Raw genomic sequence first — 16,093 nt, 5'->3', positions numbered from 1 at the left:
ACTACATTTGCCGTAGAGGTTACGCTTTCCGTACCACCATTGCTTGCATACCCCCCACCCATGCAAATTTGTATACGTCAGCCCCGCTTAAAATGTTAATATGTGTGTCGCCGAAAACATTAGCCGTTCCGCCGTCGCTCACATAGCCGCCGCCATTTACAACAAACACAGGGGCATATAGATCAATGTTTGTGTCTCCCGTTACATTTGCCGTTTTTTCCTTTTCTGTCACATTACCGCCGCCATGCACTGAAAAACCTGATCCGGACTGCGCTGCTGCTTGCGACGATCGAATTTCAATGTAGGTCGATCCATCTATCGTGCTGTTGAGACCACCGCCATAAATAGAAGTCCTGCCAATCCTGCGGTTATTCATAGATGATGTGGCGCCGTTATATACAATGGAAGTGTTTTTTTGAATATCCTTCCCATCGCTGCCGCCGTAAATGTCGCCGTTTACAATAATTGGGCCCGTAACGACCAGCGGAATGCCGTTTGCAAAAACATTTGCTCCACTGCCCATCTCAACAAATAATTTTACAGGATCTTCTGATGTAGCTCCCTCTTTGGTCGTGGTAATGGTAAAGGATGTGATTCCTTTATCCGTCGGTACATTTATGTAGGTAATATCACTCAATGAATTGTTAATGACGACTATATTATCAGTTGGATTCAGAACCAGTCGTACAGCGCCTGCCGGATTTGTAGCGCTATAATCCTCCAGTTGTTTATTGATCGCTAATTGGATTCCCGTCTTACTTACCGCGTTCCCTTCCACCATGATCTCCGTATCATACGCTACTATTTCATCGCCGTTTGCAGCCGCCGCATACATCGGCGGGCATATGGCACACAGCATCGTGATAGAAAGAATCCATGCGAGAACTTCTTTTAATCGTTTTTTCATAAGCGATTCCTCCCGGCGGCATTTACACATCAGTGCATTTATTCTCTAAGCATTTTTTAATACACTGTACTAAACCAATAAAAATAACTTGTTCATTCCAATTAATCTGTACATTTTTCTTAGAAAATTATACGCTTTTTTTAGACAGTTGTCACGTTATTTTGCGAAATTGTAAATAATAAAGAAAATAATACCAGAAGCAAAAAGGACCGAACAAAAAAATTTGTTCAGCCCTCTTTGAATAAGCACTATTATTACAAAATCAGTCCACCTTGACCGTCCAGCCAAGCTCGTCGGGGAGGTTGCCCCATTGCACGCCGGTCAGGGTATCGTACAGCTTCTGGGTAACAGGGCCGATCTTGCCGCCGTTGATGTAGGCGACCTGATCTTCGTAGCGCAGTTCGCCGACCGGCGAGATAACCGCCGCCGTGCCGGTGCCGAATACCTCTTCCAGCTTGCCGTTTTGCGAAGCCTCCATCACCATGGCGATGGGCAGGCGCTCCTCGGAGACCGGGATGCCCCAGTGCTTCAGCAGCTCGATACAACTCATGCGGGTAACGCCGGGCAGCACGGTGCCGACACAGGGCGCGGTGTAGACCGTGCCGTCGATTTTGAAGAAGCAGTTCATCGAACCGACTTCCTCCACATACTTATGCTCCACACCGTCTAGCCACAGGGTCTGCTCATAGCCAAGGTCGTGCGCCTTGACCTGCGAAATCAAGCTGGCCGCATAGTTGCCGCCGCACTTGGTAAAGCCGGTGCCGCCGGGACAGGCACGGGTGTATTCGTCCTCCACAAAGATCTTGACCGGGTTGATGCCGGTGGAGTAATAAGCGCCGACGGGCGAGCAGATGATAATAAACTGGTGCGTTTTGGACGGACGCACGCCCAGATGCGGCTCGGTCGCAATGACAAAGGGGCGGATGTACAGGCTGGTGCCTTCCGCGTGCGGCACCCAATCCTTTTCTGTTTCAACAATCGCCTTGACGGCCTGAACGAAATCATCGACCGGCAGGCTGGGCAGGCACATACGGTGGTTCGTATTCATCATGCGTTCCGCGTTTTTATCGGGACGGAAAAGCTGAATCTCGCCCGACGGCGTGCGGTAGGCCTTCATACCCTCAAACGATTCCATGGCGTAGTGCAGCGTCATGGCGGCGGGGTCGAGTTGCAGCGGCGCATAGGGGACGATGCGTGCATCGTGCCAGCCCTTGTCCTCATCGTGATCGACGATGAGCATATGATCGGTATAGTAAATACCGAATCCAAGGTTCGATTCATCCGGCTTTTGTTTCTTGCTGGTGGTCAGCTGGGTCTTGATGGACAGCATAGCGGTTCACTCTTTCCGTTTTATTTTGTTCGTTTTTATTATACCACAGCGGTTGATATACGCAAGGGTTTATTGCTCCGTAGGTGCCGCTGGTGGTATAATTATTTGAATGCCTGTATAATAGTCGCTTGCGGCTATTATACCACTTTTGCAGGATAAAGCAAGGCGTTTTTCATACGGCGCGTGACAAAGAGCGAATTTTTTGGTATACTGTTATCGGTTATTTTCTTTGGAAAGGAGCGCCGCTATGAAACGGTTGCTGACCCGGATACTTGGCGTCCTCCTCTGCGCGGCGCTGGTTCTTCCTTTATTGCCTCCCTCCGCCGGCGCGCTGACGCTGACCGCCGTGAACGACACCCTGCTTCCCGTCAGCGAGGGCACCATGCCCGCCCGCCTTGGCGGCGAACTGTACGTGCCATACGACGTATTCACGCAGCTGGGTGTTTCCAGTTCCTCGGAAGAAGGGGTGCTGAATCTCTCCTCCGGTGGCGAGACCCTCTCCTTTTCGCCGGATGAGGGCTATGTATACGATCAATATATGAACAGCTACGATTCCCCCGCCTATTCGATGAACGGTACGGTTTACGTGCCTGTCAAACTTTGCTGCGGCAAGTTTGGACTGACATACTCCACCTTTTCCGCCTATGGCGAAACGGTGCTGCGCGTGACGGACGGCGCTTCGCAGAGCGACAGTGAATTTGCAAGCTCGGCCTCGGGCGATATCGAACGCGCGATCAACGCCTACAAGGGCGTTCCCACCTCGCCCGACACGCCGAATAACGGCGGCAACACCCAAAAGCCGTCCGACAAACCGGTCGAGCCGCCCATTCCCCCGGTGGAGGAAAAGCCCACGCAAAAGCCCGGGCGAGTTTATCTCACCTTTTTCGGGCCGACGACACAGTACACCCCGCAAACATTGGATGCGCTGCACGGCGCGGGCCGGCTTGCGACCTTCTTCCTCTCCACCGACACGGCCGCTTGGTCGAGCGACACGGTGCGCCGCATCGTAGGCGAGGGACACACCGCCGCGCTGCTGCTGTACGCCGAGCCTTCCGTAGCGCCCGACGAACTGGTGGAACGTCTAACGGCAGCCAACAAACAGCTGGCCTTTCTGACCGGCGTCAACACTCGCATCTTTTCCAACGCGGACGGCTGCAACAAACTGACCGCGGCCCAGCGCGACGCGATCATCGCCGCCGGCTACCGCCTGTGGGATTCGACGATGGACTCCGGCGATTCCACCCAGTCCGCACCGATGACCTACGCCGTAACGGCCCAGCGCTTCGCCGCGACAAACGCGACCGTTGTGCTGCGCCTTCGTCACAGCGCTTCCACAGCCAGTGCGGTGCAGTCCCTTTCCGCTTACATGCTGCGGCAGGGCATCCCCTCCTCGCGTGTGACGCTGAACACCTCGCCAATTAATTTGATCTCGGATATCCGGTGACAACAAGTGCCTTGCAAACCAGCCGGTTTGCAAGGCACTACTTTTATATCTGCTTGCGGATGCGATCGATCGCACCCTTTTCCAGACGGCTTACCTGCGCCTGCGAGATGTGGAACTCCTCAAACGAAATGACGTTATTTTTCTTTTTCGGCTTTTCATATTCCACCTCGTACGTTTTGTCCATGGACAAGTGGATCTCAAGATATATCTTTGTATTGGTCTCGTCCGCGTCCACCACGATATGGTCGACCAGCGCCTTAGACATCTCGCGGGAAAAGCCGCAGTTCTTCTTCCACTGCTCTTCGATCGTCTTGGCCAACTGCTCGATACGATGAATGCGCTCCTCAATCGTTTTCCCCGCGTTCGACAGTCGGCTTTTCTTCGTCTCCAGCTCGCTCAGCATTTCATTGTACTGCTCGTTGCGGCGCCCAAATTCCTCGTTGGTCAGCGCGCCTGCCAACGTCAGCTCGAGCAGCTTTTCTTTTTTGTTGGACAGAGCCGTTATCTCCTGCTCCAGCTTCTCCAGCTCTTCGCCATGATCCTGCCGGGAGGCGTACAGCCGCAAGTCGTCGATATATTCCTGCATGGCGGCGTTTTTTTCCGTCGCGACCTTTTCAAACACCTTTTCCAAAATACGGTCCAGCTCGCTGCTGTAAACCGTCGGGGAATCACAGCCGCCCGCTTTGCCCTTGAGCCGGTACAGCTTGCAGTTCCAGCACTCTGTTTCTCCCCTGCGCTTGCTTTTATACACGTGCCGGTGAAAGGTCGTGCCGTGCTTGGCGCAAATCAGCTTTCCGCTATAGGCGTACCGGTTCTGTGACGCTTGCGCGTGCCGCTTCATCGTCTTTCCCCGGCTGGCCAGCAGGCGGTTGGCTTGCTCCCAGAGCGGCTCCGGTACAATGGCGGGCACCCGCTCGTCCTCGTGCACGATCCACTTGTCCTCACCCAGCCGATAGGTGCGACCGTCCCGGTAATCGCGGGTCGCATAGCGCCGCCCGGCGTAAAAGCCCTTGTATTTGGGGTTCCGGATCATGCCGTACAGCGTGGAATACGTGATTGGCCTGCCCTGCTTGCCCAAAATGCCGCGGCTGTCCAAGTCGTTTGCGATCGCCCGCAGCCCCAGATCGCCGGCCACATACCGTTCAAACACCTCGCGCACCACCGAGGCCTCGGACTCGACGATCTCAAGTCGTCCGTCTGCCTTATTATAGCCGTAAAGATTGTTCTGTCCGAGCAGCACGCTGTTCTCCTGCGCCCGCTTGAAACCGAAACGCGTACGCTCGGAAAGCTTGCGCACCTCGTCCTGCGCGATCGAGGACATGATGGTCAGCCGCAGCTCGGCATCCTTATCAAAGGTATTGATGTTATCGTTCTGAAAATACACGCCGACGCCGTGCCGCAGCAGCTCACGCGTGTAGCCGATACTATCCAGCGTGTTGCGCGCGAAGCGGCTGATCTCCTTGGTTATGATCAAGTCGAATTCGCCGGCCTTGGCATCCTCAATCATCTTCAAGAACCGCTCGCGCTTGGCTACCGAGGTGCCGGATATGCCCTCGTCCACATACCCGCCCGCAAACGTCCAGTTGGGGATGCTGCGGATGTACTCCTCATAATAGCGTCGCTGATTGTCCAGACTGTTCAGCTGTTCATCTTTTTCGGTCGACACACGGGCGTAGTAGGCCACGGCAATCTTCATATCGAAGATGCCGCGGCCCGCAGCCTGCATGTCGTCCATCATTCGGACGTCCATGGGACCCTCCTCAGGTAAGGTTTTTGCTTTGTACTTCCATTGTACCGCGTCCATGTAAGCCCGTCAACTTTTTGACCTGCAAACGCCGTACAAAATCATGCTCATCCCGGGATATATGCCCGTTTTTGAGCATTTCATCGTTGAGCGCCAAAATCTGATACACCTGCGCCCGTTGCAGCGAGTTATCCATCATGCGTCCCTCCTCGTATGTAGTATTCCTTATTTTTCCTTGTGACATACTTAGTGCCGGCAGTTGCTGCAACAGCAAATCGAGTTTACCCCAATTTCTGTGACCAATTGCTTGACGCGTTTAATGAATATGTCGAGGAAAATTATATAAATTTTTACGCACTCAATAGCCATTTGAAGAATTCACTAAAGAATTTAAACCCGCAATCCGAACCTGCTTTCAAATCAAACGTATTGCCTTCCATAGAGCAATCGCTTACTGTGCAGGATGCCATAAATACATTAGAGAACCATTTTAAGGATCTACCCAATAAATCCAATCATTCAGACGGCATCAAAACCATCATCAACAAATATTTCGCAGAGCACCAAATTCCCAAATATCCCGTTTCATTGAATGACGGACATTATGTTTGGCTCTATCAAAGGCTTTTGCATCTCTGTTTTAACATTGTTGGACATTATGGAGTCGCGCTACTAATCCATTGCAAAGCTGATAGAAACGAGTCTGATAAAGCGGAATAACTTTGCCGCCGGAGCCATAGATCGTATTACATTCATTTTGTAAGTAGAACCCTTCGGGGTATCTGGGTGATTTACCCAGATACCCCAGATTGCAAACACTATTCGTTGGTTGATCAGGTTATCCGCCCGTGTATGGGCTTTCACCGTAATTTCCGTTTGTCACTTCAAGGGGGTACCTGCCACGTTTTCCCGTGACATTCGGCTTTCCTCAGCTTCCATCTCACAACGGATGTCCTTTCCTTCGGTAACGTTTTCTGCTACCGAGCGCATAACAGACTTTCATCGTCTAGTGCTCATGTGAACGCACTCAAAAGAGCCGCTGTATGCAAAATTCTGCACGCAGCGGCTCTATTACAGTTTTCGAAAGTATTTTATTCCTAGAAGATTACGATTAGTTATTCTGTCGTTTCCATTATCGCGCGAAGCTGTGTTTGCACAATGCTGTTTAATGCTTCGATCCTTGCCCGCGGTATTTCGATCCGGTCATGCGGCTGAAAGCGGAAGTCGATCAGATTTTTTAAATCCTGCCTGATCTCCGGCGTCAATAAGCCGCGCGCGGTAACGATGAAGTCCTTACCCAGTCGCGGACGGCATTTTTGCAGGTACCACGCCGGGTTTTCCAGTTCTTCTTCGTTCAATTCCGGAAACAAGGCGCGGTTGTTGTCAAAAACCGGCGCCATTTTTTGTACCTGCATTGTATCCGTATCAAACAGTACGCCAAAATTGCCATAGTGCCGGTCGGGATTCAAAATCAGCGCATCTAATACGCACAGACGCCGGAATTCGTCTTCACTTCCGATCGAAGTGAAATAGTCGAGCAGTGCTGGGATCGTCCGTTCTCCTCCGAAAACGGCGCTCGCCTTTGCAAGGCCCTGCTTTTCCGATGTAAACAGCCTGCATGTACTCACCAATTTATCATGGTAAACACCCAATTCATATCGAACCGCATTTGGGCAGAGCGCAGCCGATAATTGCGACGCAAGAAATTCCGACAGCGGCTCCAGCTCATACAGCGCGCTGCCGCTTTTGTAAAGGTAAATATCCTTACCTTCTCGAATCCAGCATTTCGCATAATAGCCGTCCGTACCAAATTCCGGCGATGTTGAGAGCAGGTCGGATTCGCTGATCTTGCCGTCAAACGCGGCTTCACTGATCAGCCTGTCAAACTCATTCTGATACAGCGATACCTCGGCCCAAGTGAGCGTCGCGCCCGCTTCCTTCACCCAAAAGGTGTCGTTCAAGGAAAGCGCGTGCGTTATTTTGAGAAACCCTTCTAAATCGTCGCAGCCGTATCGCTCCAGCAATTCCGCAATATGCTTGCGATGCTTGGGCGCTTTTCGCTGCTCCAGAAACGCGGTCAAGTCCGAATATCCGATCGGTCTGTATGGTACCGACCATTCCCCTTCCAGAAACTCCGGCTCGTCAAACGCATTGCGGGTACAAAGGAAGTGCAGCATCGGGGCATCTTTGTTTAGGAGCACATATTCGCTATGAGGTCTCATCTTCATTGGTCCGTCTCCCGCGCGCAATCAAATTGCATGGTATTTCGTGCCCTGCTGCATTTCCCGCAGCAGCCCTTCATAGCTAATCTCCGCCGGGTCGTCCTCGTAACGCAGCCAAAAATGGTCATGCGCCACCACGCCGTGCGTTTTGCGGCAGATCAGCTTGGGCTGGTATAGCGACAGACCAAGGATCCCCAGCAGTTCCTTTGCATTTTGCCGCGTGGATGGAAAGCACCGATCCGCCAGAAAGCGGCCCAGGCGCTCCGCATCCGGCTTTGCTTTTCCGTCCATCCCATAAAGCAGTACGGGCAGCTGTGCGGCGTCCAGCACCTGAAAACAAGGCTCCCCCGCCGCATCGAAGCGGACGCGCACGGCAGGGCTGTCCTCCCAGTAAATATCAAAACCGACTTGCTTCATTGAAAATACTCCTTTAGCTGTGTCAGCCGTGTCAGCAAGATTTCACGGCAATACGCGATCGTCTGCTCCGAAACCGGCAGTCCTACAAATAGCGTGTCACTGACCGACTCCGGTATCACAAGCCCCTCCGGCAGCCGCTCTATCAAATGCAGTTGTTTGGAAAAGCTCGTGGAAAACGGCTTGGCTTTGCACGAATACAAATACTGCTCGACCGGCTTCTGTTCCGCCTGCATAAAGCCAAGCGCGTACCCGTTGTCAAACAGCGGCGGGAATCGATAGGTATGCTTTCTAGAATCCTTGAGCACGCCAAAATTATTCAGATGCCTGTCCTCGTTGCAAATCAGAAAATCAAGCAGCAGCATGGTATCCAGATAGGCGCGGGCGTCCAGCTCCGTCTGCTTTTGGAACCAATCGAGCACGAGCTGGTAGTTATCTCGCGCGGCCACGCCCCATTTGACCGGTTCTGCCGCGCTTTCCACCATCGTTTCAAAGGAAATATAGGTTTCTTCCGGCGCGCAAAAGTTGGGGGAAGCGGTGCCGAGGATCGACCGGCCCTCCTCCAACCGAATGCGGCACAGCCGATAGGGTACCGCCGGGATGTGCATCTCCGCCGCCAGCCGTGACGCGATCACCTCGGCAATCGAATCTTGATACTCCCGTCCATGGTCCATACGGTTTGCTTTTACGAAGGTATTGTTCTCCGGCAAATACCACTTCATGGCGTCGCCCTTGCTGGTGCTGGATAAGATCATCGGCACACCGGGCTTGACCTCCAGCTCCGGCCACTGCATCTTATTCATTTGGGAATCACCCATCTTTCCATTTCCGTTTTCTTATCCATTATATCACAGCGGCAAGCCATTTCAAAGTCATAACACGCCGCTAAGCGCCGCTGATGATATAATTAATTAAATAAGCGATATAATAGCCGTTTCGCGGCTATTATATCATACCCATAGGAAAATCACAGTCTATTTTTCTGCTTGCAACAGAGTATAAAAGGTGCTTTTCGACATTCCCGCTTGGCGGATCGTTTCCCTTCCGGTGCACTTACCTGCCCTCCAATCACCTATCAACTCCTCCCAGTTTTCCGGTTTTTTTGCCCTAGATCTTCCAAGGTGCTTTCCCTTGGCCTTGGCCGCTATGATCCCTTCGCGCTGCCGTTGTCGGGTAGTCAGGCGCTCTTGTTCCGCAATCGTTCCCAGCACTTCGATCAGGATATTGTTTACCATATCAAACACCCACTCCTGCCCTTGGGGCAGCTCCATCATCGTCGTCGGAAGGTCGAGCACCTTGAGTCGGATGCCGTTCTCCTTGAACCACTGTAGCTCGCTGCGGATATCCGTCTTGCTGCGGCTAAGCCGGTCAAGCGATTTGACGACCAGCGTATCACCCGGACGCAGCATTGCTGTTTTGAGTGCCTGATAGCCCGGACGATCCAGACTCTTCCCGGATTCTTTGTCCGTAATGATCTCGCGTTCCTCCGCGCCGAGCTGTCTAAACACTTCGATCTGCCTATCCAGATTCTGCTCGCGTGTTGAGACGCGGGCGTAATAAAAGGTCTTATGCGTAAAATCAACCCCAGTTTATTTAGAAATATGTTCGGATATAAAAGCAGCACCCCGAATTGGGGTGCACATATAATAAAATTGCACAGTATCAACCGATTGATTCCTGTAAAATCAAATGGGCGGAAAATTCTATAGTTTTCTTTAAATGGGCGACCTCTTCTGGTGTGAATCCCACGATATCTTCCCAACGATAAGACGGCAAATAGCAGGACGCATGGCAGAAACAGAGTTTTTCATCGGGTCGCTCCATATATACTTTGACACTTCCATCAGCTTGCATTTCCGAATGAACGATCTCGGTACTATCATCCAAAGTCATGAACGGGTACATCATAATGATCACCTCTTTCTATGCCTAGTTTATCACAAAATGTGGTGGATGTAAACAATCTTACCGCTCTTCAGCAGCGGAAAAGTGTCCGGAAAGGTGGTTTCCTTTCCGGACATTTCCGCAAACCTGATTGGGACCTTTTCGGATAGTTTTAAGCATGTTTTTGCATGTTTTTCTACCTTCCGGAAAGGTGTACCTTTTGGGATACTACTTTTCGCTTAAGATTTTCTTCTATTCTTCCTCGTCGTCCAGCAACTCGCTCACGAGCATGCCGACGGCCATCAGGATGGCTCCCCAGTTCATTTTCTCACCCCCTTCCATCAGTACGCATACAGCAGTTCGCCCGTCAGCTCATGCAGCAAGGCCGGATCGTATAGCAATTCCTCGATCTCTGTAGGTGAACAGCCGTAATCGAAAAGTGCTTGCACCTCGTCTGGACTGATGCCCAGTGACTTGGCGACATCGAACAAGCCGTCGATTTCAGCCGTTTGCGTTTTTCCCAACCGATACGATTCGTAATACGGGCGGTATCTCCACCAATGCTCGTAGCTCTGACGCGGCGTGAAGCTGCCTGTCGCAATACGGCCCGTGCTGTCGATCCGCAAGATATCTCCCTCCTTCGGCTCTACGACCTCGCACGGTGGGCCAAGACGAAGCCGCTTTGCAGTTTTCCGCAGGATCTCTTCCGTGGAAGCGTACAGCAGAAAGCCTTTGTAACGATACAGCGCGAACGGATTATCACCCTTCACCACCCAGACCGTATTCTCCGCGTCCAACACCGTGAACACAAAAGAACCCTCGACTGTTTCCGCCATGCTTTTCAGGCTGGCGAAGTCGAGGGCGTTTTGCTTTTCTAGCAGCTGCACGGCAACGTAGCTGTCCGTCTGGATGTTGGTTTTCGGCAGGTTGGCCTGCAGCTCCCGGTCGTTCCAGAGAACGCCGTTGTGCGCCAGCGCGAAAGTTTTTCCATTCGCATTTCCTATAAACGGGTGGTTGTTGTAATTGCATTTTTCGCTACCCTGCGTGGTCATCCGGGTGTGTCCCATGACGACATTGACGCCGTTTGGCAGACGCAGTTTCAGTTTATGCGCCGGCAGCGGACGCTTGTATATCCGCATTCTACCGCCAAAGTTGTAAGCAATGCCGGTCGCATCTGTTCCCCGGCTTTCGCATTCGCGGGCGAGCGTGTTCAGAATGCGATTCCTCTGTTTGGCGGAGCGCACGTTCTGATGGTCGATCAGGCCGAATAGACTGCACATTTAATCATCCTCCTCTGTATGTACCGGTTCGTTGACGTAGAGACAGCGCTCTTTCAAATAGGCGATCAGCTCCGGCTCCTTCACTCGGTTCAGGAAGTCGTACCAGCTCATGTCCTGCAAGCTCTCATCGGACAGCAAAACGGCCACATCGCAAAGGTGATTTACCAGTTGCAATGTGGCCAGAAGTGTATTCAGTTTGAGCGTGCCCCGAAAGATGCGGATCTCTATCGTCTCGCTGTTCGTCAGATTGACCGCCGTATACCGGCCCGCGTCGGAGTTTTTCGCGTGGACGATTTGTTCCTGTGGGCAGAGCTTCATGCCATAACGCGCCGCCCAGCGGTTGAGCTGACCCTGCGTTCTGCGGCTGAACCGCAGCAACTCGGGCCAAAATTTTTCGACGAAGTAGAGCAGCCGGGCAATCGCTTGTTCCTGCTGGTCGTAAGTACAGCCGAACGCCAGCCGTGAAATATGGATGTGCAGGCCGCAGGTCGTTGCCCGATGGCTTAAATATCCCAACGAGCGGGCCCTGTCCAGTATTTCGGGCCAAGGCATTTCGCTTAAATGGTAATCGAGCGTCATCGGATGCGTCACAAGATCCAGACCGTCGTCCAGACTGCCGTCCGATTTGATATACAGATTTTCCGCTTCGCCATTTGCGACCTTGAGCAGTTCTTCCGCCTTGCTGTTGCTTCGTCCCCCACCGTCGATCTCCAGCTCGACGCCAAAGTGGCGCAGACCTTTGCCGTGAAAGACAAGGTCAGGCACGTAATCGTATTCATGGATCACGCCGGAGTTTTCCAGCTCATCATAGCATTCCTCACAGAGCGCATCCTCGTTCCAATCCCGATAGCGGACGCATTCATTCCTGATCACCCGCCCACAGTGATCACAGCGCGTGAAATACCGGTCATAGCATACCTGACAGAGCACGTGCCGCGCATCGCCCTGATCGTCGTCTCGATAGATGCGGGTCCGGCACTCGTCGCACAGGAGCGTCATCGCTTCCGCACAACTCTTGCAAAGCTCGTCCGCTCCCACCCGAAAACGCTCCGATGCCGCGTAACGCTGCCCACAGCGGTCACAGATAAATGTGTTTTCCATATCGATTCCTCCAATAAAATAAAGTGAACCCAGAGAAGGCGATTCTCCGGGTTCACTTTTATAATATATAGATGAAATCAGGACTTGTACAGCTTATATCTGCCCAAGCAGCCATCGCACATCGACGTTCAGAATCTCTGACAGTGCTTTCAGCTCAATATCTGACACCGGCCGCTTCTGTCCTTCGAGCAGCGAAAGCGCAGGCAGGCTAATGTCCACGCCGGCCACCTGCATGCGCGCGAGCAGGTCTTTCTGCAAAATCCCCTGCTCTGTTCGCGCCTGCGTGACCCGCGCGCCGACGATATTCCGATCTCCCAGCGCCAGCTTCCTCTTGTTCAACTCCATCACCTACCGGTATTTTTACCAGTATATCGAATTTTGGGGTTGATAATTTTGGTTATACCAATTATAATAGTAATATAAAAAAAGTTTCTTTCGACAATACACGAGAAACTTATTTTACAACCAACAACTTGTAAGGGAGATATGTAAGAAAATATACACCAGCAAACTCCAAAAAAAGAGGTGCGGCTCTATGTACGAAAATCAAAAATTGCTTTGAACATCATTAAATGATGAAAACAGGTATTTAGAAGGTGATTAATATGAAAGCAAGAAGTACGTTTTTAGCGATTCTGGTGTTAGGGATATTGTCTATGTTATCGGCTTGTGGGCATGCACCGCCTAAAGAGAAACAGATTAAGGCAGATGTTTTGGCTCAGGGTTTATCAGAGATGTGGATCAGTAGCCGTGCTGATATAGACGATCCAACGCAATTTTTGTCCTACGAAATTTCCAGTTTAAGCATTTCCAAGCGAGATACCCGATCAAATGAAGGTCTGGATACAGTATGGTTCAATTTTACCGCCACAAATTCTATCCACGAATATTCAGGTTCTGCATATGCAAATTATAAATTGTATTCCGAAGGTGGATGGATTCTTGATGACTGGTATTTCGAATCGTACGAGTCCCATCCGATTGCAGCGCCCCGCTTTGAAGAACTTATGAACGTCCTAAATTACTGTAGTGCTCTTAATATGCCAGAAACTTTTGATAAGTCGAGCTTTGCACAAGGCGATTATTATGCATCTGCAGCTGAAGCGTCCACAGAATCCAATGTTCTTGGCTACACTTATCAGGAAAACGTAAGCGAAGGGCGCTTTCCCTATGAACAACCGGTCGCAACGTGGAGTTATTCAGGAAAATGTGGTAACAAGTATGGATTATATACACAAATTTTAAATCCTTTGTACATTCTTGGCTATTCATCCGATGTATATTTAGGCGACGATTATTATGCAAATGGCCAAGTTGGCTGGTATCTCTATAATACCGTGAGCAGCGAGAATGGTACGATCAGTTCGCCAGTCTCAACCACCCGAACATATGCCGGTAAAACGACCAACAAAGGCAGCGACATAGTTTTAACGATAATTATTGTAGACGGCGAGCCTGTAGAAGTTACCTATACGATTACTTGGAAATCGTTGATCTCTGAAGATATGTTATCAGAAGATTTGGTTGTTGATATCTACAATGTCGAATACGGAGATGAAACTCGGGCTTCGTTTATTATCAAAGGAGATTCCAGATATCCGAATGAAACTAATGCGTCCGGTTGGCTAACAATCAATGTTGATGAAACAACTGCATCGATCAGGGATCATTTACATGAATATACAGATATCGATGCCGACGACTTAACACTTGTTGAATCTAACCAACAGCAGTCTCTTACACAAACCGATATAACGGAGTCTCAGGTAAGTCAAAGTAAAGGCGCGATCTTAAACGATGCTGCTGACTCAGATTGGGAGCAAAAAACTACTGAAGTGCTTAATAGCTACGTATATGGATTAAATGATGCAATTAATACGTGTGATTTCTCTATTGTCGAGCCTACTTTTGAGAATGATAGTATAATTTATCACGATCAAAAAAATCTGGTATACAATTTAGTAGAGCAGGGAATCAAGGAAAAAGTAGTCTCGTTATCTGTAATAAACAGTTGGCTTAATGACGATGGTACAGCAGTTGTTGTTTCCAAAGAACTTATTGGCGTAACATATGCAGATGGTAATTATGAGGAAGTGCCACAGAGTTATGCTTACTATATGCGAATACAATCTGATGGAAGTTGGTTGCTATATCAAATGATAGAACAGCAAAATTAAAAAAGGAGTGAAAAAACATGAAAAAAGTATTATTATGCATGCTCTTGGCCTTTACGATTTGTGTTGCTCCGATTACAATGGCTGGAGCATCTATGGAGAACTTTACAATAAAAAGTGCTTATGCAGAGTATTTTACCGATGTTCCCCCCAATGCATGGTTTCATGATTCCGTTAAAAGAGCATATGAGTTGGGCTTAGTCAACGGAACTAGTTCGACAACATTTTCACCTAATCAAACCCTTACAGCAGAGGAAACCACTGTTCTATTGGCACGTATTCACGCTATTTACCATGACAATCAAATTGGAGAACAATTCTCCAGCGTCTATTGGGCAAACAAATACTTTGATTACGTAAAAAACAACATTGATGCTTCTTATTTAGGCAATGGCCTTTATGAGCAAGCAGCAGACAATCGGATTAACTTTGCGTATTGGATCAGCCAAGCGCTTCCTAGCACCGAGTATGGCGAGATTAACACAATCCCTATGGGATATATTCCTGACCTCTCTGCAGATGAGTTCGGCGCAGAGATTGTCAATAGAATTTATATGCTCTATCGAGCAGGTATTTTAACAGGAAGCGATGTCTCCGGTACATTTAATCCGCATTCCAGCATTACGCGCGCAGAGGTCGCAACCATTTTGGTGAGATTGGTCGATCCTTCGAAACGTGTAGAGGTCGAAAATTCGAGTGGATATACATATCAAATTGACACAGCATACAATATTGCCGATGTGCGAGAAATGCTTGTCGATTGCGAGGATACACTGTATTATGCAACAAATGACAAAATTTATGCTGACGGCGAAGTTGTATTTGATGGATATATGCCAATTACTCTTCAATATCAAACAAATACGATTAACTATGAGAACTGGTACTTTCAAGAACTCGCAACTGATGCCAAACATGAACGCGTCTATGCATTACTATTCTCTTGGATCAGAGATAGTGGCGTTGGTTGCCTGATGGCAATCGATTTAAAGACTGGAAAAGTGCTCGGAACTTCCCTGTCGCCGAATTACGATTTTAGAAGAAATTCCCATGACAACAGTTGTACGATGAACAGCGCTGTCATTGATCCATCCGGAGCGTTAATTTTTTGGACCGGTAACAGGCGTTGGAATTTCAAATCAGAACCGCAAATCTTTTTTGTTGGAAACGCTAGTACACCGGATACCTATGGCATGCATTTAGGATATTCAAACGGTGATCTCATGGGGCTCGGGAAGGAATTAGCAATGTTTGATATGAATCAAAGTACGATTAAACATATAGCTGTCTCCACAACAGAAGAAAACTCTTGGTACGAATACTATCCTATCCCATCAGATTACAACGGAAAATTTTACACTCTCGGCAATAAAGAATTTGGATTGCTTTGTATTGATCCCAGTACACAGACCTCTAATTTAATGGTTGATGCTGAGCATGTGCAAATTCTAGACGGCCTGCCTTTACGCGGCAATGCAATGTATCAGCTCTGCAATATCATGGCAGCTGGGACAGACTATTTCTATCTTTTCTACCCAGCCGATGCATGCATTCGGAAGTTGTCTCCCATAGACTAAATGCGATACACTACGT

At 49.7% G+C, this 16,093-nt stretch carries 15 protein-coding genes and 1 pseudogene; 4 read left to right on the top strand and 12 right to left on the bottom strand.

The window, feature by feature from the left end; genetic code table 11:
• Nucleotides 1-19: 19 nt before the first annotated feature.
• A complete protein-coding gene (locus NE562_RS00155; RefSeq protein WP_280960358.1) occupies nt 20-907 on the bottom strand; it encodes a hypothetical protein in 888 nt (295 codons plus the stop codon).
• A 262-nt stretch (nt 908-1,169) separates the two neighbouring features.
• Entirely contained in the window at nt 1,170-2,237 is a 1,068-nt protein-coding gene (locus NE562_RS00150) for a branched-chain amino acid aminotransferase (RefSeq protein WP_280960357.1), read from the bottom strand.
• Between the two features lie 247 nt (nt 2,238-2,484).
• Here NE562_RS00150 and NE562_RS00145 point away from each other — a divergent pair, with 247 nt between their 5' ends.
• A complete protein-coding gene (locus NE562_RS00145; protein ID WP_280960356.1) occupies nt 2,485-3,681 on the top strand; it encodes a polysaccharide deacetylase family protein in 1,197 nt (398 codons plus the stop codon).
• A 43-nt stretch (nt 3,682-3,724) separates the two neighbouring features.
• Here NE562_RS00145 and NE562_RS00140 read toward each other — a convergent pair whose 3' ends face one another.
• Nucleotides 3,725-5,431, bottom strand: coding sequence for a recombinase family protein (locus NE562_RS00140; RefSeq protein WP_280960355.1), 1,707 nt, complete (start codon nt 5,429-5,431; stop codon nt 3,725-3,727).
• Between the two features lie 10 nt (nt 5,432-5,441).
• Complete coding sequence (locus tag NE562_RS00135; protein ID WP_280960354.1) at nt 5,442-5,624, bottom strand: hypothetical protein; 183 nt, start codon at nt 5,622-5,624, stop codon at nt 5,442-5,444.
• Between the two features lie 50 nt (nt 5,625-5,674).
• On the opposite strand from NE562_RS00135, the gene NE562_RS00130 reads away from it, so the two are divergent.
• Entirely contained in the window at nt 5,675-6,145 is a 471-nt protein-coding gene (locus NE562_RS00130; RefSeq protein WP_280960353.1) for a hypothetical protein, read from the top strand.
• A gap of 395 nt (nt 6,146-6,540) precedes the next feature.
• Here NE562_RS00130 and NE562_RS00125 read toward each other — a convergent pair whose 3' ends face one another.
• The 8 genes and pseudogenes from NE562_RS00125 to NE562_RS00090 form a co-directional block, all read right to left on the bottom strand.
• A complete protein-coding gene (locus tag NE562_RS00125) occupies nt 6,541-7,653 on the bottom strand; it encodes a HipA protein (RefSeq protein ID WP_280960352.1) in 1,113 nt (370 codons plus the stop codon).
• A gap of 21 nt (nt 7,654-7,674) precedes the next feature.
• Nucleotides 7,675-8,064: a hypothetical protein gene (locus NE562_RS00120; RefSeq protein ID WP_280960351.1), complete on the bottom strand. Its 390-nt coding sequence runs from the start codon at nt 8,062-8,064 to the stop codon at nt 7,675-7,677.
• Complete coding sequence (locus NE562_RS00115) at nt 8,061-8,864, bottom strand: hypothetical protein (RefSeq protein WP_280960350.1); 804 nt, start codon at nt 8,862-8,864, stop codon at nt 8,061-8,063. The genes NE562_RS00120 and NE562_RS00115 overlap by 4 nt, the downstream gene beginning before the upstream one ends.
• Before the next feature lie 171 nt (nt 8,865-9,035).
• A pseudogene (locus NE562_RS00110) lies at nt 9,036-9,611 on the bottom strand (recombinase family protein); the annotation flags it as partial.
• A gap of 112 nt (nt 9,612-9,723) precedes the next feature.
• Nucleotides 9,724-9,969 carry a hypothetical protein gene (locus tag NE562_RS00105; protein ID WP_280960349.1) on the bottom strand — a complete coding sequence of 82 codons (246 nt, stop codon included), beginning with the start codon at nt 9,967-9,969 and terminating at the stop codon, nt 9,724-9,726.
• 317 nt (nt 9,970-10,286) lie between these two features.
• On the bottom strand, nt 10,287-11,225 hold the full coding sequence (locus tag NE562_RS00100; protein WP_280960348.1) for a class II glutamine amidotransferase: 939 nt from the start codon (nt 11,223-11,225) through the stop codon (nt 10,287-10,289).
• Nucleotides 11,226-12,326 (bottom strand): zinc-binding protein, encoded by a 1,101-nt coding sequence (locus NE562_RS00095; RefSeq protein WP_280960347.1) that lies wholly within the window; start codon nt 12,324-12,326, stop codon nt 11,226-11,228.
• Between the two features lie 93 nt (nt 12,327-12,419).
• Nucleotides 12,420-12,665, bottom strand: a complete 246-nt coding sequence (locus NE562_RS00090) for an XRE family transcriptional regulator (RefSeq protein WP_419195975.1) — start codon at nt 12,663-12,665, stop codon at nt 12,420-12,422.
• 266 nt (nt 12,666-12,931) lie between these two features.
• Here NE562_RS00090 and NE562_RS00085 point away from each other — a divergent pair, with 266 nt between their 5' ends.
• Entirely contained in the window at nt 12,932-14,503 is a 1,572-nt protein-coding gene (locus tag NE562_RS00085; protein ID WP_280960345.1) for a TcaA NTF2-like domain-containing protein, read from the top strand.
• Between the two features lie 17 nt (nt 14,504-14,520).
• Nucleotides 14,521-16,077 (top strand): S-layer homology domain-containing protein, encoded by a 1,557-nt coding sequence (locus tag NE562_RS00080; RefSeq protein WP_280960344.1) that lies wholly within the window; start codon nt 14,521-14,523, stop codon nt 16,075-16,077.
• Nucleotides 16,078-16,093 lie beyond the last annotated feature (16 nt).

Source organism: Butyricicoccus faecihominis (assembly GCF_024462775.1).
Classification (GTDB): Bacteria; Bacillota; Clostridia; order Oscillospirales; family Butyricicoccaceae; genus Agathobaculum; species Agathobaculum faecihominis_A.
The sequence above is the reverse complement of the archived record's forward strand: the minus strand, read 5'-3'. Positions and strand labels throughout refer to the sequence as shown.